14 protein-coding genes and 1 tRNA gene are annotated in these 23,021 nt (G+C 70.5%); 4 read left to right on the top strand and 11 right to left on the bottom strand.

The features are described from left to right. Window positions 1–948, bottom strand: coding sequence for a 1-phosphofructokinase (locus ABZ477_RS01365; protein ID WP_360126695.1), 948 nt, complete (start codon window positions 946–948; stop codon window positions 1–3). Next, window positions 945–1,730, bottom strand: coding sequence for a DeoR/GlpR family DNA-binding transcription regulator (locus tag ABZ477_RS01360; protein WP_360126692.1), 786 nt, complete (start codon window positions 1,728–1,730; stop codon window positions 945–947). The genes ABZ477_RS01365 and ABZ477_RS01360 overlap by 4 nt, the downstream gene beginning before the upstream one ends. Before the next feature lie 107 nt (window positions 1,731–1,837). Here ABZ477_RS01360 and ABZ477_RS01355 point away from each other — a divergent pair, with 107 nt between their 5' ends. Together ABZ477_RS01355 and ABZ477_RS01350 are read left to right on the top strand one after the other, a co-directional pair. Further along, window positions 1,838–2,746: an aminoglycoside phosphotransferase family protein gene (locus ABZ477_RS01355; protein ID WP_360126689.1), complete on the top strand. Its 909-nt coding sequence runs from the start codon at window positions 1,838–1,840 to the stop codon at window positions 2,744–2,746. Window positions 2,747–2,870: 124 nt separating this feature from the next. Further along, window positions 2,871–5,522: a PEP/pyruvate-binding domain-containing protein gene (locus tag ABZ477_RS01350; RefSeq protein WP_360126686.1), complete on the top strand. Its 2,652-nt coding sequence runs from the start codon at window positions 2,871–2,873 to the stop codon at window positions 5,520–5,522. Window positions 5,523–5,534: 12 nt separating this feature from the next. Here ABZ477_RS01350 and ABZ477_RS01345 read toward each other — a convergent pair whose 3' ends face one another. Then, window positions 5,535–6,275: a hypothetical protein gene (locus ABZ477_RS01345; RefSeq protein WP_360126683.1), complete on the bottom strand. Its 741-nt coding sequence runs from the start codon at window positions 6,273–6,275 to the stop codon at window positions 5,535–5,537. A 142-nt stretch (window positions 6,276–6,417) separates the two neighbouring features. Between ABZ477_RS01345 and ABZ477_RS01340 the strand changes: the two genes are divergently transcribed. Beyond that, a complete protein-coding gene (locus ABZ477_RS01340) occupies window positions 6,418–12,897 on the top strand; it encodes a DUF5979 domain-containing protein (RefSeq protein WP_360126680.1) in 6,480 nt (2,159 codons plus the stop codon). Window positions 12,898–12,923: 26 nt separating this feature from the next. Here ABZ477_RS01340 and ABZ477_RS01335 read toward each other — a convergent pair whose 3' ends face one another. The 7 genes from ABZ477_RS01335 to ABZ477_RS01305 form a co-directional block, all read right to left on the bottom strand. Beyond that, the gene (locus ABZ477_RS01335; RefSeq protein ID WP_360126677.1) at window positions 12,924–14,171 is read right to left on the bottom strand and encodes an alpha/beta fold hydrolase; all 1,248 of its coding nucleotides are present in this window, start codon (window positions 14,169–14,171) and stop codon (window positions 12,924–12,926) included. A gap of 22 nt (window positions 14,172–14,193) precedes the next feature. Further along, window positions 14,194–14,925 (bottom strand): copper homeostasis protein CutC, encoded by a 732-nt coding sequence (locus ABZ477_RS01330; protein ID WP_360127892.1) that lies wholly within the window; start codon window positions 14,923–14,925, stop codon window positions 14,194–14,196. Window positions 14,926–14,927: 2 nt separating this feature from the next. Then, window positions 14,928–16,853: an N-acetylglucosamine-specific PTS transporter subunit IIBC gene (gene nagE / locus ABZ477_RS01325; protein ID WP_360126674.1), complete on the bottom strand. Its 1,926-nt coding sequence runs from the start codon at window positions 16,851–16,853 to the stop codon at window positions 14,928–14,930. 27 nt (window positions 16,854–16,880) lie between these two features. After that, window positions 16,881–17,660 (bottom strand): glucosamine-6-phosphate deaminase, encoded by a 780-nt coding sequence (locus tag ABZ477_RS01320; protein WP_360126671.1) that lies wholly within the window; start codon window positions 17,658–17,660, stop codon window positions 16,881–16,883. A 121-nt stretch (window positions 17,661–17,781) separates the two neighbouring features. Further along, window positions 17,782–17,856 (bottom strand) — tRNA-Gln (locus ABZ477_RS01315). A gap of 153 nt (window positions 17,857–18,009) precedes the next feature. Beyond that, entirely contained in the window at window positions 18,010–19,524 is a 1,515-nt protein-coding gene (gene gltX / locus ABZ477_RS01310; protein WP_360126668.1) for a glutamate--tRNA ligase, read from the bottom strand. 10 nt (window positions 19,525–19,534) lie between these two features. Beyond that, window positions 19,535–20,494, bottom strand: coding sequence for a LysR substrate-binding domain-containing protein (locus tag ABZ477_RS01305; RefSeq protein ID WP_360126665.1), 960 nt, complete (start codon window positions 20,492–20,494; stop codon window positions 19,535–19,537). A gap of 82 nt (window positions 20,495–20,576) precedes the next feature. Between ABZ477_RS01305 and ABZ477_RS01300 the strand changes: the two genes are divergently transcribed. Further along, window positions 20,577–21,647, top strand: a complete 1,071-nt coding sequence (locus ABZ477_RS01300) for an aminotransferase class V-fold PLP-dependent enzyme (protein WP_360126662.1) — start codon at window positions 20,577–20,579, stop codon at window positions 21,645–21,647. A gap of 105 nt (window positions 21,648–21,752) precedes the next feature. On the opposite strand, the gene ABZ477_RS01295 is transcribed toward ABZ477_RS01300, so the two are convergent. Beyond that, window positions 21,753–23,018, bottom strand: a complete 1,266-nt coding sequence (locus ABZ477_RS01295) for an MFS transporter (RefSeq protein WP_360126659.1) — start codon at window positions 23,016–23,018, stop codon at window positions 21,753–21,755. Window positions 23,019–23,021 lie beyond the last annotated feature (3 nt).

Here is a 23,021-nt window from a genome sequence, read left to right as displayed (position 1 = left end):
TCAGGAGAGGGTGCGGATGGGGACGTCGCCGGCCGGAAGGTCGGCGGGCGCGGGAGCTTGAGTGCCGGGGAGGGATGCCGCGGCGGCGCCGTAGCGGATCGACCGGCGCAGGCGCTCCTCGGGCGAGGCGCCGTCGAGGTCGGCCAGCAGGTATCCCGCGAGGGAGCTGTCGCCGGCGCCCACGGTGCTCGTGACGCGGATGCGCGGCGGTGTGCCCGCCCATGCGGCGTCGCCCTCGACGAGGACGGCGCCGTGCGACCCGAGTGTCACGAGCGCTGCGCCGACGCGGGCGGGTACGAGCCGGCGCGCCACCGGGAGCACCGCGGCCGCGAGATCCGGCCCGTCCTCCAGGGAGACGCCGGCCAGCTCGGCCAGCTCGTCGTCGTTCGGCTTGATGAGGTCGGGGCGCCCGTCGGCGACGACGGCGGCCAGCGCCGCACCGGAGGTGTCGACCGCGATGCGGGGCGCGTCCGCGCCGTAGCGTGCACGCACAGCCTCGATGACATCGACGTAGAACCCGTCGCCCGCGCCCGGCGGGAGGGATCCGGCCAGTGCGAGCCAGCGCGCGCCGGCACACGCTTCGACGACGGCGTCGATGACGGCCGTGACGTCGTCGGCATCCAGCGCCGCCCCCGGGAGGTTGAGCTTCGTCGTCGCACCTTCGGGGTCGGTGATCGTCAGGTTCGAGCGGGCGCGGCCGTGGATCGCGACGCGCTTGGCGGCGACGGCGGAGTCGCGCAGTGCGGCGTCGAACGGGTCGTCCTGCGCGAGCGGCAGGACGGCGAGCGATCGGGCGCCCGCAGCCGCGACGACGCGGGCGACGTTGATGCCCTTGCCGCCGGCGTCCTCGCGCGTCGACAGCGCCGACTGCACCTCGCCCGGGCGGAGCGGCTCGGCCAGAGTGATGGCGCGGTCCAGGGACGGGTTGGCCGTGAGCGTCACGATCATGCGATCCACACCTCCACGTCGGCTGCGACAAGGGCATCGGCGAGGTCGGAGTCGGGAGCGGCGTCCGTCACGACGACGTCGATGTCGGACAGCTGCGCGAACCGCACGAAGGACTCTACGCCGAACTTCGACCGGTCGGCCACGACGACGGTGCGCCGTGCGGAGCGGACGATGGCAGCCTTCACGGCGGCCTCTGCGGGGTCGGGCGTGCTCAGGCCGAAGTCTGCGGAGATGCCGTTGACGCCGACGAACGCGAGGTCGGGACGGAGCGATTCGAGCGCCGTCAGGGTGGCGGTGCCGACGGCCGCGGCGGTGAGGCCGCGGACCTGGCCGCCGAGGATCGTGAGGCTGACATCGGGAAGGAGCGAGAGCGTGTGAGCGACGGGCACGGCGTGCGTCACGACGTCGAGGCGGGCGCCGGTGGCGGTGACGCGCTCGCCGAGCCCCGCCGCGACAGCGCCGACCGAGGACCCTGCGTCGAACACGACGGCTCCGCGGTAGCCGTCGGTGATGACCTCGAGCGCGCGGTGGGCGATCGTCCGCTTGGCATCGGCGTTGACGCTCATGCGCTCCGCGATCGACGGCTCGGCGAGCCCGCCCGTCCGCAGCGGAACGGCTCCCCCGTGCACGCGGCGGAGAGCGCCCTGCTGCTCCAGCAGATCGAGGTCGCGGCGGATCGTCTCGGTCGTCACGCCGAGGTCGTCGGCGAGGCCGATGACAGAGACGCGACCGCGCTCGGCAAGGTGCCGAGTGATGTGAGCTTGTCGCTCCATTGCGTACATGAGAGTCCTCACCGTCAAGGTTGAAACTCAAGATACAACATAAACACAGACAAAACAACATAGAACAACGCAGAACCAGATTCCGCGGGGCATCGTAGGGTCGTCTCGTGCCCGACAAGCCGCCCGCCGAGGTCCTCATCTCCCCCGAGCTGATCCGGGGGCTGCTCGCATCGCAGGCGGCGGACACGGTTCCGGATGCTGTCACCCTGCCGCTGCGCAAGGTCGCCGACGGCTGGGACAACGAACTGTGGCGCCTTGGCCCGGAGCTGGCCGTGCGCCTCCCCCGCCGGGCGCTCGCCGCGCCGCTCGTCCTCCACGAGCAGCAGGCGCTCCCCCGGATCTCGGCGGTCCTCGAACCCCTCGGCATCCGCGTGCCGGCGCCCGTCGTGTCGGGCCGTCCGGGTGACGGGTTCCCGTGGCCCTGGTCCGTCGTGCCGTGGTTCGGCGGCGACGGAGGACTCGACATCCCCCGTGCGGCGCGAGCGGCGTGGGCCGAGCCGCTCGCGGCGGCGCTGGGGGCGTTGCACACGGCTGCTCCCGAGGGCTTTCCGGTGAATCCGGTTCGCGGGGTGCCGCTCGCCACGCGCGGTCGCGCGGTCGCGGAGCGCATGGCGCTGCTGCACGAGGCCTCCGACGTCCCGCGCGGGTGGCTCGACACTGCTGAGTCGGCGTGGCGGTCGGGGCTCGTCGCGGCGGAGTGGTCGGGGCCCCCGGTCTGGATCCACGGCGACCTGCATCCCGGAAACCTCGTTGCGCAGGACGGCTCGCTCACCGCGATCATCGACTTCGGCGACGTGACGGCGGGAGACCCCGCCTACGATCTCGCGGTCGCTTGGCTCGCGTTCGACGCCTACGGGCGCGAGGTGTTCGTCGCGGCGACCGGCGCGCGGTACGACCCGGCCACCTGGACGCGGGCGCGGGCGTGGGCGGCGGCGTTCGCCGTGCTCCTGCTCTCGCACAGCGACGACGACCCTGACTACGCGCGACTGGGACTCGAGGCGCTCGAAGAGCTCTGACGAGCGGGGGCGGCCTGCGCCCGGGTCCGCGCATGGCGCGCTGAGCGGGCTCTTGCGTCCGACCATGTCCGGTGGGATTCTGCAGATAATTCAACGCGCATGAATTTCTGATCCGAGGCCGCAGATGGAATCTTCAGCCCACTCACCGTCCATCGAGGTCGCCGAGGACCTCGTGCTCGATCTCGCGCGGCTGTCGGGTGCCGACCTCGCGCGCGTCGGAGGCAAGGCTGCGAATCTGGGCGAGCTCATCCGGGCGGGCTTCGACGTGCCGCCGGGCTTCTGCATCACGACGGAGGCCTACCGCATGGCGGTCCGAGGTACCGCTGTCGAGGCGGGAGTCGGCTCCGACGCTGCCGCAGCGCGGACTGCCATCCTCGCCGCGCCCTTCCCCGAAGCCGTCGCCGGTGCCGTCCGCGACGCCTACGCGCGCCTCGAGCCCGACGGCGGACCGGTCGCCGTGCGGTCGTCCGCCACCGCCGAGGACCTCCCCGGCGCGAGCTTCGCCGGTCAGCAGGACACCTATCTCGACGTCGCCGGCATCGACGACGTGCTCGATGCCGTGCACCGGTGCTGGGCCTCCCTGTGGACCGATCGCGCCGTCGCGTACCGTGCGGCGCAGGGCATCGACGGCTCCGGCGTCGCGCTGGCCGTCGTGGTGCAGAGGATGGTGGATGCCGCGTCGGCCGGTGTGCTGTTCACCGCCGACCCCGTGACGGGACGGCGCCGGCAGGCGGTGCTCGACGCCGCACGGGGCCTCGGCGATGCGGTCGTGTCGGGCTCCGTCGACCCGGACCACTTCGTCGTCGACATTGCGAGCGGGCGCATCCTCGACCGGCGCCTCGCCGGCGGAACGGCGAGTGTCGCGGACGCCGAGGTCACGACCCTGGCTGCGCTCGGAGACCGGGTGGAGGAAGCGTTCGGTGCCCCTCAGGACATCGAGTGGGCCATCGATTCCGACGGCCATGCGTGGCTCACGCAGTCCCGGCCGGTCACGACGCTGTACCCGGTGCCCGTGCGGGACGCTGCTCCCCCGCCGGGCGCGACCCGCGTGTACTTCTGCGTGAGCCTGGCCCAGGGGCTGCACCGGCCCATCACGCCGATGGGGATCGCGGCGTTCCGGGTCATCGGCTCGGGGTTCCTCGACATCATCGGGCGCCCGCCTGCTCGGATCGTCGACGGCCCCGGCGGCTTCGCGGTCGGAGGTGACCGGATCTTCATCGACGCGACGCCGATCGTGCGGTCGGCCGTGGGGCGCGAGATCTTCCCGAGGGCGCTCGACGTCATGGAGGCGCGGTCCGCCGTCGTCATGCGCACCCTCTTCGACGACGAGAGGTTTTCCGTCCTGCCGAGGTCCCGCCGCCGCTTCGCGCGCGGCTTCCTCCATCTCGCAGCGAGGATCCGGCTCCCGCTCCTCGTCGGGCAGGCGCTCATCAGCCCGGGGGCCGCGCAGCGACGAGTGCGCCGGCTCGTGGACGAGGTGCGCGCGCGGGACGTCCAGGGCGGGAGCAGCATCCCGTCCCGCGTCGACGGTGTCGTCGACCTTCTCTTCCGGGCGATGCCGCTCGCGCCGCGCAGCCTCCCGGGTGCCGTCGTCGGCTTCGGGATGCTCGGCCTGGCCGGGCGCGTGCTGCGGGGCCGGACGAAGCCCGGCGAGCTGCAGACCGTGCTGCGCAGCGTCCCGGACAACGTGACGACCGAGATGGACCTCGAGCTGTGGAACGTGGCCGCGCTCGCGGGGCGCGACGCCGCCTCGAGCACGGCCCTGCGGATGCGGACCGCCCACGATCTCGCGGCCGACTATCGCGCGGGGACGCTGCCCGGCGTGCTCCAGCGCGCCATGACGGTCTTCCTCGACCGATACGGGCATCGTGCCGTGGCAGAGATCGATTTCGGGATGCCGCGATGGTCCGACGATCCGGCCCACCTGTTCGGGGTGCTGTCCGGCTACCTCCGCCTTGACTCCGACGCCGTGACCCCTGAGCAGCGCTTCGCAGATGGTGCGCAGGATGCCGAAGCGATGGTGCGCTCACTGATCGGTCGCGCACAGGGGCCGTTGCGGGCTGCGATCGTGAGGTTCTGCCTGGGGCGCACGCGTGCGCTCGTCGGGATGCGCGAGATGCCTAAGTTCCTCATGATCATCGCGATGCGCACCGCGCGCGCGACGATGGCGACGATCGGACGGGAGCTGGCCGACGCGGGCCGCATCGCGGAACCCGACGACGTGTTCTTCCTCGATTTCGACGAGACCAAGCGCGCTGCGGACGGAGAGGACTTCCGGAGCATCGTCGGCGAGCGCCGGGCCCGCTACGAGCGCGAGCTCGAGCGGCGGCATGTGCCGCGCGTTCTGCTGTCGGACGGAACGGAGCTCGAAGCCCTGGCTGCCGGCTCGGGGGAAGCCGCGGAGGGAGCGCTGCGCGGCACCCCGGCGTCGGCCGGCACCGTCACCGCGACCGCCCACGTCATCCTGGACCCGGTCGGCGCTCGGCTCGAGCCCGGCGAGATCCTCGTCGCGCCCTCGACCGATCCCGGCTGGACGCCGCTGTTCCTGACCGCGGGCGGGCTCGTCATGGAGATGGGCGGCGCGAACAGCCACGGCGCAGTCGTCGCGCGGGAGTACGGCATCCCGGCCGTCGTGGGGGTCGCAGGAGCGATCGATGCGATCGCGACGGGCGATGTCGTCACGGTCGACGGTGCGAGCGGAGTGGTGAGTCTCGAGGCGAGTGCGGACGAGCCTGCCGGTGCGGGAGCGCCCGTCCCCCGCGGAAGCACCTCGTAGCAGCGAGACCGATCACGGGGCGTCGTCGGCGCTCGGGCGCGCGATGAAGACCCTGACGTCCTCGTCGGACAGACCGAAGCGCACGGTCGACCCGGGTGGAACGGGTGGGTCGATGCTCCCGGGCGGAATCAGATCGGGGCCGGTGAGCACGTCGATCTGCGGCTCCAGGGGGCGGCGCCCACAGGACTGCTTGTAGAACGAGCCGTCGACCGACAGGAGGACGCACCCGACGTCCGCGCCGTCGGTCATCGTCCAGACATCGAGGGTCCCGACCCGACCGTGATACGCGAGCGCGCCCGGTGGAATGCCCCAGGCCTGCAGCGTCGTGGTGGTGATGCCGGGAACGACCACGTCAGTCGGCAGGGGTCGCGAGCTCAGCGTCAGCTCCGCCTGCGGACGGGACAGCTCGGTGGCGAGGAGCGCCGTCCCCGCCACGATGGCGACCACCACGGCCGCGATCGCGATCACCCAGGGACCGGCGCCTCGCCAGAACGCGATCGTCGGTGGCGCGATCGGAGCTTCGCCGCCGTGCTCCGTCGAAGCGACATCCGAGGTCTCAGGCGCAGAGGGCGGGTCCTCCGCTGGTGCAGGCTGCTCGATCCGTGCAGGCTGCTCGATCCCCAGCTCGCGCGCCTCCAGGTCGCGCAGACGCAGCTGTGCAGCCGGATCGGCGGCGATATCGGCATCCGGACCGTACGCGCGCCGGCGCAGCTCGGCGAGCTCGACATCGACGGGGCGGCGTTTCGCGGCCATGGTCCGATTATCCGCGCGCGGGCGGCCTCGCGGTCGGTGCGCGTTCACCGGACGGGTCTTGCCGGATCAATCGAACCTGTGCCTGAATATGGGCACCGGATGCTGTGGCATCGTAGCGTCCCTTCTCTGAATCGGAAGGTCGATGATGAGGCCGCGCACGACCCGCCAGTCACGGACGCCCATCGCGATGCTGGTGGCGTGCGTGCTGGCTGCAGCATCCCTGCTCTATTCGTCCACACTCGGCCCGACGCCGTCGGCGAGCGCCGCGACCGTCACTCTCGGGACGATCCAGGGTCAGCTCGCCAATCACGCGGGCGTCGACAACGGCACGACGGGGAACTGCATCCGGTACTCCCCCGCCAACACCAGCACGTCGTCGGGAGTCGTCGCTTCGCCGAACGAGGCGATCACCGCCCATGGCAGACCCGGGCAGAGCACGTCGACCTGCCCGGCCACCCTCAGCACCAGCTCGCAGAGCGCGGTGGGATTCCGGCCGTCGTCCGTGACGTCGGTGACGGACGGTGCTCCGTTCCTCATCGGGCGCATGATCCACTACAACAATCCGGTCTACGCGGACGACCGCTACTTCACGGGCGAGCTGCGCTCGACCCTCACCGGCTTCGCGAGTCCCAACACGCTCGCGTTCAACTGGACGCTGGACGAGACGCCGAACGCCGGCGGCGGCAACTGCTGCAACGACACGATCAGCTTCACGAATCAGATCTCGAACGTCACCCTCGTGCAGGGCGGTCTGAGCTTCAGGCTCGTCATCCTCGGCTTCATCGGCACCGGAACCGCGGCGACGTGCCCCGCGACGCCGACCGGCACTCCGCAGAACGTGTTCTCCACCGTCGAGGGCACGCAGACGCACGCCTGTCTCTACGCCTCCATCGTGCAGGAGCGATCGCTGACGATCGTGAAGAACGTCGTGGGCACCCCGCCCGGCACTCCGTCGTTCGCGTTCACCTCGACCTCGGCGCTGGATGGCACCCCGTGGTCGAACAGCTCGTTCAACCTCGCCGGCGGGGGCAGCGTGACTCGGTCGGTGACGAGCGGCAACAGCGTGACCGTCACGGAGACCGACCCCGGCGACGATCGGTGGACGCTCTCCTCGCTCGTCTGCCAGCAGTTCAATGCGGCGGGCCAGCTCGTGACCATTCCGGGAACGACGAACGTGGCTGCGCGCAAAGTGACGCTGACGAACATCCCGGCACCCGAGTTCCTGGCCAATCCGTCGATCACGTGCACGTTCACGAACACGTACACCCCGCGTTCTACGCTGACCCTCGTCAAGCAGGTGCAGGGCGGCGGCGCGAGTCCCGGACTCTGGACGCTCACCGCTGCCGGAACGGCCGGCGCGACGGCGGGCACCGTGATCTCGGGACCCTCAGGATCGGCTGCGGTCACGAACCAGCGGATCGTGGCAGGCCAGTATCAGCTCACCGAGCAGGGCACAGGCGCCGCCGAGACGGGGTTCGTCCAGGTCGGCAACTGGGCCTGTGCCGCGGGCGGGACGTCGTTCCCGGTCACCGCAGGGGGGATCGTCACCCTTCCCGACCTCCCTGCCGGGACCACCGTGACGTGCACGGTCGTCAATCGACCGGCGACCGGATCGCTGCAGGTCTCGAAGATCGTCGATGATCCATCTGGCGGATACATCGGCGGCACGTCGAAGACGTTCTCGGGAACCTATGACTGCGGAACCGGCTTCAGCGGGACGTTCTCGACGCTCACGACGGCGGCGCCCGTGACGATCGCCGGGATCCCCGCCGGCCGGTCGTGCACGGTGGGCGAGAACCCGCCCACGGGAGGCCTGCTCAACGCATCCTTCGGGTGGGGCGCGCCCGAGTACTCGACGCAGCCCGTCACGATCTCCGACCAGCAGACGTCGACCGTGACCATCACGAATCACGTCGAGCAGCGATTCGGCACGTTCACGCTCACGAAGGCCGTCGAAGGTCCGGGCGGCTACGTCGGCGGTTCCGAGCGCGCCTTCCCGGTCGCCTACACCTGCGCTCTGACGAACGGTCCGACCACGTCGGGAACGGTGAACGTCACGACGGCAGAGGCGGTCGGGCCGGCTGCGCCCATCCCGGCGGGGTCGGTGTGCACCTTCTCCGAGACCCTGACGACCCAGCCCGGAGACTTCTCCGATCCGAGCTACGCATGGACGGGAAGCTCGATCGCACCCGCCTCGGTGACCATCGGCGTCGACGCGAACGCCGCCGTCACGGTGACCAACACGTATGCGCGCGAGACGGGTCAGCTCATCATCGCGAAGGTCGTCGACGGCGACGGCTTCATCGGAGCCGGGGAGCCGTTCATCGTGCTCTACGACTGCGGCGTCGCACAGGGTCAGGTCACCGTCGCGGCCGGCGGCAGCACGAGCGTGACGGTTCCTGCGCGCAGCCAATGCACGGTGCAGGAGGAGACTCCGGATCCCGCGCTGCTCGTGCCGGCGTTCGAATGGGGCACTCCGGTGTGGTCACCGGGCATCACCGCGACCGTCCCCGCAGGAGGCAGCGCGACGCTCACTGTCACCAATCCCACCGTCGCCGTGTTCGGAACGGTGCAGGTGGCGAAGTCGATCTCCGGCGAGACAGCGGGCGTCACCGGCGAAGCATCGTTCGATGTGACCTTCTCGTGCGACAACGGCTACTCGGCGACGTTCACCATCGGGGTGGGCGGTACCGCGAGCACCGCCGACCTGCCGGTGGGGACGACGTGCGAGGTCTCCGAGGCCGCACCCGGCGGCGGGCTCATCGACACGTCGTACGCATGGGGCGCACCCGCGATCTCGCCGTCGTCGGTCACCATCACGTCCGCCGGCCAGGCCGTGCCCGTTTCGGTCGACAACCCGGTCGTGCGTGTGACCGGCGCACTCACGATCGCCAAGGCCCTCGTCGACCCCGACGGCGTCGTCGATCCCGATCGGACGTTCGACATCGCCTACTCGTGCGTCTACGGCGCAGATGACCCTGTCACGGGAACGGTGTCACTCGCTCCCGGTGCCTCTCAGACGGTGAGCGGCCTCCTATTGGGATCGAGCTGTGCGGTGACGGAAGGCGATGCGACCCTCGAGGTGCCGCCGAGCGCAGGTGACCCCTCATACGTCTGGCTGCCGGCGACCTACGACCCCGGCACGTCGGTCACCGTCGACTCTGCCGCGACACCGAGCGAAGTCACCGTCACCAACACGGTCGACCGTCTGGACGGCAGCTTCCGGCTGACGAAGTCCGTCGTCGGCGCGGGGAGGGATGCCGGCTACGACGGCGGATCGTTCACCTTCTCGGTCGTCTGCACGCTCGGTGGCGCGACCCTCCTCGACGAGACTCCTTCGTTGGCAGACGGCGAGAGCTGGACGCCCCCCGACGCCGTCGATCTGCCCCTGGGGACGACCTGCACGATCGCGGAGACGGCCAAGCCCGATCCCGCCTCCCCCGCCTTCGGCTGGGACCCCGAACAGTTCCGCGTCGGCGGAGTGCTCCAACCCGACACCGGTGCGGAGTTCGTGCTCGACGACGCGACGATCCCCGTGCAGGTGAACGCGACGAACCCGATCACACCCCGCACCGGGTCCGTCGAGATCGCGAAGGAGGTCACCGGACTGACGGACGGCCTCATCAGCGACGCAACCTTCGTGGTGAATCTGAACTGCGGCCCGGGCCTGGTGTATCAGCTGACGGTTCCCGCAGACGGAAGTGCCACCCAGGAGGGGATTCCCGCAGGCTCGACCTGCGTCGCCGTCGAGGCTCCGCCCGACCAGTCACAGCTCGTGGACGCGTCGTTCTCGTGGGGCACCCCCGTGTACATCCCCGCCGACGCGACGGTGCAGGTCCCGGTCGACGGCAGCGCGACCATCCAGGTCGAGAATCCGGTCGAGCGTGTGCTCGTGCCCCTCCGTCTCGTCAAGACGCTGTCCGGTGCGCAGGGCATCGTCGACCCCTCGAGCCAGTTCTCCATCACCTGGACGTGCACGTACGGCGGCGCATCCTTCGGCGGCACGGTCAGCGTCGTCGCCGGCGGGGCCGGCATCGAGTTGGCGGACGATGTTCCGGTCACGGCCGACTGCACGGCGGTCGAGGACGATCTGGGTGATCCCTCCGCGGATCCTTCGTTCCGTTGGCTCGATCCTGTCGTCAGCGATGTCACCGTGACCGCGACGGGCCCCAACGTCATCACGGTCGCCAACACGCTCGTCCGCGACTCGGGCACGGTCCTCGTCCGCAAGCGCGTCACCGGTGCGACCGAGGGATACCTGAACCTCGGCGGCGGAGACGAAGACTTCACGCTTCACGGATCATGCATCGTGCCGGACGCCCCCGACATCGGCGCGGAGTACGCCGACGGCGTCATCGCCGACGGCGGCGAGGTGCCGATCCCCGCGAACATCGGGTGGGCCTGCTCGGGCTACGAGGACACTCCGTCCAACGACCTGCTTGTCGACTCCTCCTACGCGTGGGATGAGCCGATCTTCACCTGGGGTCCCGTATCCGACACGGTGCCGCCCGCGCCGACGCCCGAGAACACCGGACCCTTCGTCCTCACGCGCGAGGAACCCACCATCGCGTTCTGGGCGGTCAATCCCATCGTGCGCGTGAGCAGCACGTTCCAGATCACGAAGGTCGTCGACGACCCATTCGGCGCCGTGGAGCCCGACGCGACTTTCACGGGCACGTACTCGTGCGTCTACGGGGCGGACGACCCCATCACGGGTACCTGGTCCCTCCAGGCCGGCGAGACGTTCACCGGCCCTGACGTGCTGCTCGAGTCGGTGTGCACCGTGACGGAGGACGACCCGGGCGAGACGGGACTCCCGGATGCGTCGTTCGAGTGGCTCGCTCCGGTCGTCGGCGGCCCCGCCGTGGTCGAGGCGGGCGGTACGGCCACGGTCACGGTGACGAACACGGTCGGCCGCCTGTACGCCGGGCTCGACATCGCGAAGACGCTCGACGACCCCGACGGCGGCGTGGTTCCCGGTGCCGAGTTCACCGGAATCTGGACGTGCACGCTCGGCGATCTCGTCCTGTCCGACCGGTTCGGCGTCGGCGCCGACGCGACCGTGTCCGCGTTCGCACCGGCCGACGAGCGCGTGCCTGCCTCCGCCACCTGCACGATCACGGAAGACACCCCCGACCCCGCCGACCTCGTCGACGGCTCGTTCGCGTGGAACGATCCCACCTACGATCCCGAATCCGTCGAGCTCACGGCCGGCGAGACCGGGCTGCTGACGGTCGCCAACTCGGTGAGCCGGGTGTACTCGAACGTGCGTGTCGCCAAGCTCGTGAGCGGTCCCGGCAGCGATCTCATGGACCCGGACCGCACGTTCACAGGAACGGTGACCTGCGTCTACGGCACAGACGAGCCCGTCGTCAGCACGTGGGAGGCGACTCCGACCTCGATCTGGGAGCAGGGCGGGATCCTCGTCGGCTCGGTGTGCACGGTGACCGAGGATCTGCCCGGCGCACAAGGGCAGCCCGTCGAGGGCGACCCCTCCTACGCGTGGGAGGACCCCATCGTCGGCGACTCCGTCATCGTCACGCGCACGAACCGGGCGCTGCCCGTGCCTCAACTCGCGCCGCCTATCGAGGTGACCAACCCGATCACTCGGGTCTTCGGCCGCTTCTTCCTCACGAAGAGCGTCGACGGCGAAGTCGAAGGGATCGTGGACCGCACGCAGTCCTACCCCATGACGTGGGAGTGCGTGCCGGGGACGGGCGATCCGATCGGCGGCGACTTCAGCCTCACCGAGGGCGAACGCATCGTCGTCGGCCCCGAGAACGACCCGCCCGACGAGATCCCCGTCGGGTCCCTCTGCACCCTGACGGAGCCCCTGGCCACGATGCCGGAGCTCATCGACGAGGCCTGGCACTGGAACTCCCCGCAGTTCACGGTCGAGGGGCTGTCGAGCGAACCCGAGCCGGTCACCGTGCCGTGCGACGGCACGACGCTCCCGTGCCTCGGCGCCCGGGCAGTGGTGATCGCCGTGCCGTTCCCGCAGGAGGACATCCCGGACCCGACGCTCGGCATGGAGATCATCAACACCGTCGGTCAGACAGCGGGCGCGTTCGAGGTCCATAAGACAAGTGATCCGCCCACGGGCAGCTCCGTCGAGCCCGGCGACACCGTTACCTACACGGTCACCGTCGACTCGACGGGCACCGTCCCCGTGCACGACATCGTCGTCACCGACCACCTGTCGCAGGTGCTCTCGTACGGCGTCGTCGGCGCGATCACGGCACCTGCGGGAACGACGGCGTCGGTCGACCAGGACGCCTCGGCGCTCACCTGGACCGTCGGGACTCTCGCGGTCGGTGAGAGCGTCACCCTCACGTACACAGTGACGATCGCCGACGACGCGTGGGACGCGACGATCCACAACGTCGTGACCGCGGCAGGCGACGTGCCTCCGTCCACGTGCGCCGACCTGTTCGACCCGGTGTGCACCACCGAGCACCTCACCCCGCCGGAGCCCATCGTCCCGCCCGGCCCGATGCCTCCGACGGGCGGCACCGTCCCGTTCGCGTCGCTGTGGGCCGGCGCCGCGATGCTCGCCCTCGGCGCGGCCGCGGTCTTCTTCGCGCGGCGCCGCGCACGGGCGGAGCGCATGCCGAAGCTCTGACGGGCGGCGGCGCCGTCGCGTGCCGCTCAGCGGATGCGGCGGCCGCGCGCGAGGTCGATCAGCCGTGACAGCACGTCGCCGGCGCGCAGGCCGTTGTGCTCGTGCTCGCTCGTGATCCACGGCGTGACTCCGGGGAGCAGGGCAGCCGTCTCCATCGCGAACTCGAACGGCACGTAGACGTCGTTGACGTAGACGGCGGTCGCGCCGTGGGCTCCGGATGCTGCGATCGCCGCTGCGTCGTAGAGCCGCGGCCACTCGTGCTCGGCGAGCGCCAGCGTGACCTCGCGCCACGGCTGCAGTCCCGGCACCGTGTCGAGCCACTCGCGGCGCGCGTGCTCCCCCGTCAGCAGCGTCGGGTCGGAGCGGAAGTCCTCGGGCTCGACCCGATCCGCGGACCACCCCGTCGCGTGACCGTCGGCGTAGCTCGACTCATGGAAGACGTAGTACAGCGGATTGCGGACGCTGAACGGAAGCGCGGCGCCGAGGTCGTGGCGGAAGGCGTTCGTCGCCGGATCGGCTTCCAGCAGCGACCAGAGCGTCTGCCACCCGTCGTTCGATCCGAGGAGCGTTCCGAGCGAGCGCAGTCTCGACGCCGACACGACCTCGCCGTCCTCCAGCACGATGCGCCCGGCATCCGCCCGATCGATCAGGCGACGCATCGCGTCGCGATGTCGCGCGAACCGGCGGTAGTAGCGCTCCGATTCGACGCGCATCCTCTCATAGGTGAGCGAGTAGACGTCGTCGGGATGCCGCCCCACGGCGCTGAGACCGCCCGTGATGTAGATGTCGGCGAGGGATGCGGCATCCGTCGACAGGTAGGAGAGCGTCGTGAAGCCCCCGAAGGACTGCCCGAGCACGCTCCACGTCGCGGCGCCGAGATGCTCGCGAACGGCCTCGCAGTCGCGGACGATCGAATCCGCGCGCAGGTGCGTGATGTGCTCGGCGAGCTCGTCGGCTCGGCGTTCGAGGTCGGCGTCGCCGACGGGGGTCGAGCGTCCCGTGCCGCGCTGGTCGAGCAGGACGACGCGGTACTCCTCGAGCGCCGCGTCGAGCCACGGCGGCTGCGTCGGCGAGTGGAACGGATGCGGCGCCTCGTTGCCGGGACCGCCCTGCAGGAAGACGAGATACGGGAGCGTCTCTCCGCCAGGGCGCGTCACGACGGCGGCATGGATGTCGATCGTGCGGCCGTCCGCCGGGTTCGACCAGTCCAGGGGAACCGTGAGCGTGTGGTGATCGATCGCGAGGTCCAGCAGCGTGCGGCGGGTCGACGGCATAGGTTGAGCCTATGCGGCCGGCTCACCGAGGGGTGGCGGCGCGGGCCTGGCGAACGGCCTCGGCCACGAGCTCGGCGCTCGTGACGTCATGACCGCTCGCACCGCCGCCTGGGCCTGACGGAGCATGCGTCCCTGCGCGCTCACGCGCGGAGAGGTGGACGGCGTCGACACCGGCCGCGAAGAGCGCGGGGATGTCTCGTGCGGTCACGCCGCCGCCTGCCATCACCTCGATCCGGCCGGCGGATGCCGCGACGAACTCCGAGAGCATCGGGATGCCGTCGATGCTGCGCGCGGCCCCTCCAGACGTGAGGACGCGATCCACCCCTTCCTCGATCAGGGCGTCGAACACCGCCCGCGGGTCCCTGCTCGCGTCGATCGCGCGGTGGAAGACGAGGGTCGCCGTACCCGCGGCATCCCTCCATCGGCGCGTCGCGTCGGAATCGAGCAGCCCGTCCGCGGTGAGGGCGCCGACCACGACGCCGCCGGCTCTGCGCTGCACGCATGCCCGGATGTCGGCCTCGACGACCGCCGTCTCCTCTGCGGAGTACACGAAGCCGCCCGCCCGCGGGCGCACGAGGACGTTCACGAGGAGCGGGTCGACCGCGGCGAGCACCGACTCGAGGATGCCGAGCGATGGAGTGAGACCGCCGGTCTCCAGCGCCTGGCACAGCTCGAGTCGGTCGGCGCCCGCGTCGAGGGCGACGCGTGCGCCGACAGCATCCTGAACCGCGATCTCGACCGCGGCTCGGCCCATGGTCACTCCGAGAATTCGATCTGGGCGTTCTCGTTGTTCAGCACGACGACCGGGGTGATCGCCGGATGTCCGGCTGCCGCGATCTTCGCGAGGTCGAACTCCAGCAGCGGGGTGCCCGTCGTGACACGGGCGCCCTTCTCGACGAGCGTCCGGAATCCGTCGCCCTTCATCTGGACCGTGTCGATCCCGACGTGGATGAGCAGCTCCGTCCCGTCCTCGAGCTCGAGCGCGACGGCATGGCTCGTCTCGAAGGTGGCCCCGATGGTGCCGTCGGCGGGTGCCACGACGGTCTTCCCCGTGGGCTCGATCGCGAGTCCGGGGCCCATGATCTCCTCGGCGAACGTCGGGTCCGGGACCGCGCTCAGCGGCACGACCGTCCCTTCGAGCGGCTGACGGAGCCGGAGCGTGGTCCGGGTCATGGTCGCCGTCGCCGTCTCTGCAACGGGCGCGGGCTCCGGTGCCGCGGCGGGCATTTCGACCTCGCCCGACATCACACGTTCCATCGCGTCCTTCACGAACTGGACGTTCAAGCCATAGACCACCTGCACGGAGTGGCCGCCCGCCTTCATCGTGCCGGCGGCGCCGGCGCGCTTGAGCGCGACTTCGTCGACCTGCGAGACGTCCGCTATCTCCATCCGCAGCCTGGTCGCACAGTTGTCGAGCTCGGTGATGTTCTCCTTGCCGCCGAGCGCATCGATGAAGCGCACCGCGGTCAGGTTGTAGGCGTCGTCCTTCGAGTGGGTGTCGAACTCCGTGCCCTCGGCCAGGATGTCGTCGTCTTCGCGTCCCGGGGTCTTGAGGTTGAACCGCTTGATGAAGAAGTAGAAGACGCCGAAGTAGACGAAGAACCAGAAGACGCCCATGACGGGGATCAGCCAGGGGTTCTGCGCCATCGGGTTCATCCAGTTGAGGACGAGGTCGACGAAGCCGGCCGAGAAGCCGAAGCCCATGCGCACCGGAAGGATCTGGCTGATCGCCATCGAGATGCCCGTGAACAGGGCGTGCACGAGATACAGGGCCGGTGCGAGGAACATGAACGCGAACTCGAGCGGCTCGGTCACGCCGACGAAGAACGACGAGATCGCGCCGGCGAAGAGGACGCCGTACGCGAGCTTCTTGCGCGTCGTCTTGGCGGTGAGGTACATCGCGAGGGCAGCGCCCGGAAGACCGAACATCATGATCGGGAAGAATCCGGTCATGTACTGGCCCGTGACCCCGTAGGTGCCCTCACCCGACAGGAAGTTGTTGAGGTCGTTGATGCCCGCGACGTCGAACCAGAACACCGAGTTGAGCGCGTGGTGCAAGCCGACGGGAATCAGCAGTCTGTTCAGGAAGCCGTAGATGCCGGTGCCGAAGGGGCCGAGTGTGACGATCCACTCACCGAACACGACGAGGCCGCCGTACACCCAGGGCCAGACGAAGTAGAGCACGATGGCGACGACGAGCGAGAAGGCGGCAGTGACGATGGCGACGGAACGCTTGCCTGAGAAGAACGAAAGCGCGTCCGGCAGCTTGGTGTCCTTGAACCGGTTGTAGCAGAAGGCGCCGATCAGACCGCAGATGATGCCGACGAAGACGTTCTGCACTTTGAGGAAGGCCGGGTCGACTTCGTTGACGTCGGCGACGCCGGTGTAGAGCGCGACGGTCTCGGGCTTGAGCATCGTCGTCACGACGAGCCACGACACGAGTCCCGCCAGGGCCGATGTGCCGTCGCCCTTGCGCGCCATGCCGAGGGCGATGCCGACGGCGAACAGCAGCGCCATGTTGTCGAGCAGAGAGCCACCGGCGGCTCCGAGGAACGCCGAGGCCACATTGGGATTGGTGCCGCCCTGGCTGATCCAGTAGCTGATGCCGGACAGGATGGCCGCGACCGGCAACACGGCGACCGGCAGCATGATCGACCTGCCGAGTCGTTGAAGGAACTTCATGCTCTTCTCCTCCTTGAAAAGTGGGGCTTACAGCCCCTGCCAATCCGGCTTGTTGTCGTAGGCGTACCGGTAGTAGTCGAGGTTCTCCAGCTTCGACGCCGCGGCTTCGTCGACGACGACGGTCGCGTGCGGATGCAGCTGGATCGCCGAACCGGGAAGCGACGACGTGATGGGGCCCTCGACTGCGCCGGCGACCGCGTCGGCCTTGCCCTCCCCGAATGCGAGCAGCACCAGATGCCGGGCGCGCAGGATCGTGCCGAGTCCCTGGGTGATGCAGTGCATCGGCACCTGGTCGATCGAATCGAAGAAGCGCGCGTTGTCGCTCCGAGTCTGGGCCGTAAGCGTCTTCACGCGGGTCTGCGACGCGAACGAGGACCCCGGCTCGTTGAATCCGATATGCCCGCCCGTGCCGATGCCGAGGATCTGCAGCTCCACGCCGCCGGCGGCGAGGATCGCCGCCTCGTAATCGTCCCCGGCGTGCTCGATGCCCGCGGGGTCGCCGTTCGGAGTGTGAATCAGGTCGGGGTTGAGACCGAGCGGCTCGACCACCTCGCGCGTGATGACGTTCCGATAGGTCTCGGGATGCCCCGGGTCGAGCCCCACGTACTCGTCCAGCGCGAATCCCCGCACGCGGGAGACGTCGACGCCCTCCAGGCGCGAGGGAAGCGCCTCGTAAACGGGAGTGGGCGTCGAACCCGTCGCCAGTCCCAGCACCACATCCGGCTGACGCCGGATCAGCGCGGCGATCTCGTCGGCGATCAGCGCGCCGGCGGCCGACTTGGAATCCACGACCACGACTTCAGCCATCGAGCACCCCGACTCCGCGGCCTCTGCGCCGCGACCGGTGCCCACGTTAGTGGGTTCCCCACCCCGGCGCCAGGGTGGTGCCGGGAACGCCGAAAACCCCCGCTCAGCGGGGGTTTTCGTGTGGCTGGGGTACCTGGACTCGAACCAAGAACAACTGAACCAGAATCAGCCGTGTTGCCAATTACACCATACCCCAAGGCGTCCGACCGGAACCGGTGCCGAGGATCAAGCTTAGCCGACGCTCGACCCTCGGCCAAACCGAGGGGTCAGGCCGGGCGCGTCACGCCGGGCGGGCCTCACCGGACCGTCACGCCGGGCGCGTCACGCCTCGCGCGTCACGCCGGGCGCGTCACGCCGGGCGCGTCACGAGAGCCCCGAGGCGACGGAGGGTCTCGGGCTTGCCGAGAAGCTCCATCGACTCGAAGAGCGGCGGCGACACGCGACGCCCGCTCACGGCGACACGCAGCGGGCCGTAGGCGACGCGGGGCTTGAGTCCGAGACCCTCGATGAGCGCGGACGACAGCGCCTCCTGGACGGCGGCCGTCGTGAACTCGGACTCGGGGACAAGCTGAAGCGCCGAGACGGACGCGACGAGCACCTCGCTCGTGTTCGCGGGGAGCGACGCGAGCGCATCGGCCTCGTGTGCGACCTCGTCCGCGAAGAGGAAGCCGAGGAGCCCGGGGACGTCGCCGAGCAGCTGAACGCGCTCCTGCACGAGCGGAGCCGCCGCGTCGATGATCGCCTGCTGCTCGGCCGTGGGCGGCACGCTGACCAGACCGGCCGCCGCAAGGTACGGCACGATGCGCGCGGCGAAGTCGGCGGGCTCCAGCATCCGGATGTGGTCGCCGTTGATCGACTCGGCCTTCTTCTGATCGAAGCGGGCGGGGTTCGGATTGACGTCGACGATGTCGAAGGCGGCGATGAACTCCTCCAGCGAGAAGAGGTCGCGGTCGGGACCGATCGACCAGCCCAGCAGGGCGAGGTAGTTGAGCAGGCCCTCGTGGATGAAGCCGCGCTCGCGGTGCAGGAACAGGTCGGCCTGCGGGTCTCGCTTGGAGAGCTTCTTCGTGCCGGTCTCGCCGAGCACGAGCGGCATGTGGCCGAAGCGCGGCACGAACGGCGTCACGCCCGCGTCGATGAGCGCCGCATACAGGGCGAGCTGGCGCGCCGTCGACGGCATGAGGTCCTCGCCGCGGATGACGTGCGTGATGCCCATGAGCGCATCGTCGACAGGGTTGGTGAACGTGTAGAGCGGCTGGCCGCCGGCGCGCACGACGACGAAGTCGGGGAACGAGCCCGCGGGGAAGGTCACCTCGCCGCGGATCAGGTCGATGTAGGTGAGGTCCTCGTCGGGGACGCGGACGCGCCAGGCGGGCTCTCGGCCCTCGGCACGGAAGGCGGCCTTCTGCTCGTCGGTCAGATCCCGGTCGAAGTTGTCGTAGCCGAGTTGCTTGGCGCGCCCGTTGGCCTCATTCCGGGCGTCGATCTCCTCCGCCGTCGAGTAGCTCTCGTAGACGGCGCCCGCCGCGATCAGCTGCTCGAGCACGCCGGCGTAGATGTCGAGGCGCTGCGACTGGCGGTAGGGCTCGTGCGGCCCGCCCTTCTCGACGCCCTCGTCCCAGTCGATCTCGAGCCACGTCAGGGCGTCGACGAGCTGGCGGTAGCTCTCCTCGCTGTCGCGTGCGGCGTCGGTGTCCTCGACCCGGAACACGAGCTTGCCGCCCGTGTGGCGCGCGTACGCCCAGTTGTAGAGCGCCGTGCGGACCATGCCGACGTGCGGCAGACCGGTCGGCGAGGGGCAGAAGCGGACGCGCACATCGGCGCCGGCTGCGGTCGTGGTGCGAGGATCGGGTGCGGCAGACATCCGGTCCAGTCTAGTTGCGGGATGCTGTCCCCTCCGGGCCCGCGAGCACCCGAGCGAGAGCCTCCAGTACCGTGCGCACCGACGGGACCCGCTCGGCGCCGTGCGCGGTCACGAGGTGCAGCGTGCGGCGCTCGCTCGACGGCAGCGGCCTCGTCACGACGCCCGGGAGCTGCGGGAACGACTCAACAGCGAGCCGCGGCAGCGTCGCGACGCCGATCCCCTGGGCCACGAGGCTCTCGACCGCGACGAAGTTGTCGGTCTCGAACGCGATGCGCGGCTCGAAGCCCGATCGGCCGCACAGCTCGAGGAGGTGCCCGCGGCACCGCGGACAGCCGGCGATCCAGTCCTCGTCCGCGAGCAGAGAGACGTCCACGAGATCGCCGTCGGCCGCGGCGTGGCCGGCCCGCAGCACGACGAGGAGGTCGTCGGCGCCGACGGACCGGACCGAGAGCCCGCTGGCGCTCGACCGGTGCGGATCGTCGCGGTCGCCGGGATAGCTGAAGGTGAGCGCGATGTCGGCGCGATCCTCACGAACCGCCGCCACGGCTTCGGGCGGCTCGGCTTCGAGGTACGTCACGGAGACCCCGGGATGCCGCTCCCCCAGCAGGGCGAGGAGCCGCGGTACGAGAGTCGGGGATGCCGAGGGGAACCCGACGAGGCGCACACGGCCGGCGCGCAGACCTCGGAGCTCCGCGAGCTCGCCGGCGGCAGCATCCAGAGCCGTCGTGACGGCGGGAGCGTGCCGCGCGAGCACTCGGCCCGCCTCCGTCAGCCGCACGGATCGGCCGACGCGCTCGACGAGCGGCACGCCCAGTCGCGCCTCGAGGCGCCGGAGCTGCTGGCTCACGGCGGGCTGGCTGTAGCCGAGGGCGCGGGCCGCGGCCGTGATCGAGCCCTCGTCCGCGATCGCCTTGACAACGCGCAGCGACTGGACGTCGAGCTCACCTTCTCCGGGAGGCCAATCGGTCATGGATGAAGCATAACGGTGCGTCATGGAATGCATGAGACACCTGTCGTGGACGAATGAGATCGGAAACGCGCAGACTCGAAGCATGACGATCGTCACCGAGAGCGCGCGGCACATCGACGTGGCACGCGACCAGTTCCCCGGCGGTCGCGGCTACCTCGCCGCGTGCACCGTCGGTCTGCCCTCCCTCGCGTCCCGCGCGGCGATCGTCGCCGATCTCGACGCGTCCCTCGCGGGACGCCCCGACCCGGCTTCGTACACCGCGGCCGTCGAGCTCTCGCGCCGCCATTTCGCCCGGCTGGTCGGCGTGGACGCCGAGCGGGTCGCGATCGGATCGCAGGTCTCGGGATTCGCGGCGCTCATCGCAGCCTCCGTGCCGACCGGCGGCGAGGTCCTCGTCCCGCAGGGTGATTTCTCGTCGGTGCTCCTGCCGTTCGTCCACGCCGGCCGCGACCTGCGTGTGCGGGCCGTCCCGCTCACAGATCTCGCCGGCGCGATCACTCCGCGCACCTCGCTCGTCGCCTTCTCGCTCGTGCAGTCGGCGACCGGCGAGGTCGCCGACGTCGATGCCATCCTCGAAGCCGCCCGCGGCGCCGGAGCGCGGACCTTCTGCGACGCGACGCAGGCCGTCGGCTGGCTTCCCGTCGACGCCGGCCGGTTCGACGCGCTCGTCTGCCACGCGTACAAGTGGCTCTGCGCGCCGCGCGGCGTCGCGTTCCTCGCGATCTCACGCGAATTCGCGGCCAGCATCCCTCCTCTGCACGCCGGCTGGTACGCGGGAGCCGACCCCTGGGCGTCGTGCTACGGCACCGAGGTCGAACTGGCATCCGACGCGAGCCGCTTCGACCTCTCCCCCGCGTGGCAGGCCTTCGTCGGCGCGGAGCCCGTCCTTGCGCTGTACGCGTCGCTCCATCCGGCTGAGCTCTACACGCACGCAGCCGGTCTGGCGGCGGCCTTCCGCACGCGGCTCGGGCTCCACTCCCCTGTGCGCGACAGCGCCATCGTCACATGGGAAGACCCGGACGGGGGCGACCTCGCGCGGCTCACCGCGGCGGGAGTCGTCGCCTCCGGTCGCGCGGGGCGCGCCCGCGTCGCCTTCCACATCTTCAACGACCTCCTCGACGTCGACCTCGCGGCGCGCAGCCTCGGGCGCTGAGCCCAAGACGCCTGCGCGTCGACCTCGCGGCGCGCAGCCTCGGGCGCTGAGCCCAAGACGCCTGCGCGTCGACCTCGCGGCGCGCAGCCTCGCGCTGACCCGCAGTCAGCCGCGCTCGACGGCGGGCGCGGGTGTGCGCCCGAGCGGCGCGAGCCCGACGACCGCGATGACGGCGATCCCCACGACGAGTGCGAGCCCGCCGTAGCCGATCCAGCCCAGCACTACGCCGGCCAGGATCGCCCCGGCCGCGGCGACGATGCTCATGACGAAGTCGCTGAGCCCCTGGCGGCGCGTGCGCATCGCCTCGGACGACGCCTCGGTGAGCAGCGCCGATCCTGCCACGGTCGACGCGCTCCACCCGAGCCCGAGGAGCATGAGACCGACCGTCACGGCGAACGTCGAGTCCTGCCCGAACGATGCCGTCAGCAGCGCCGCGACGAGGAGTCCCTGGCCGATGAGGATCGTCTGGACCCTCCCCACGCGGTCGGACAGGATGCCGAACACGGGCGAGAACGCGAACATCCCGAGCACGTGCAGGCTGATCGTGAGCCCGATGATCGTGAGGTCGGCGCCGTGATGCAGCAGATGCACAGGCGTCATCGCCATGACCGAGACCATGACGCCGTGCGCGGCCGCGACGGCGAAGATCGCGTAGCGGGCGACGACGGGCTGATCGGCCTTCGCGATCGCGTTCGAAGTGCGGGCGCTCGCCTCCTGCGCGACCGCGTGCTGGGCGGTCAGCAGCGGATCGGGCCGAAGAGCGACGAGGTAGAGGGCGATGCCCAGCACCTGCGCGACGATCGTGAAGACGTACGGGCCGGTCAGAGGCGGCATCCCGAGCGCCGCGCCGACCGCCTCACCGGGACCCGTGAGGTTCGGCCCGAGCACGGCGCCGATCGTCGTGGCCCACACGACGATCGAGAGATCTCGGCCACGCGAGGCGTCGGTGGCCAGGTCGGTCGCGGCGAAGCGGGACTGCAGATTCGCCGACTGCCCCGCCCCGATGATGAGGAAGGCTGCGAGCAGCAGCGGGAACGACTCGATCACGACCGCCGTGACGACCAGCACGACGCCGATGAGGGCGATCGCCATCCCCGCCGTGAGCGACAGCCGCCGGCCCGAGCGCCGCGCGAGCGCCGCGAGCGGGATGGCGAAGACGGCCGTGCCGAGGGTCACCGCCGCGGCGGCGAGACCCGAGAAGGAGTCGTTCCCCGACAGTTGCGCCGCGAGGACCGCGCCGAGCGACAGCGTCGCGCCGAAGGCGAGCCCGCCGAGCACCTGTCCCGCGGAGAGGATCCACACGGTGCGCCGCTGGACACGGCGCAGGTCGTCTGCGGTCAGAGCCGCAGCATCCGATTCCCGACCGTCCAAGGG

Origin of the sequence: Microbacterium sp. NPDC019599 (assembly GCF_040632175.1) — a bacterium.
In the GTDB taxonomy this organism is placed as follows: Bacteria; Actinomycetota; Actinomycetes; order Actinomycetales; family Microbacteriaceae; genus Microbacterium.
This window is presented reverse-complemented; position numbering and strand designations above follow the sequence as displayed.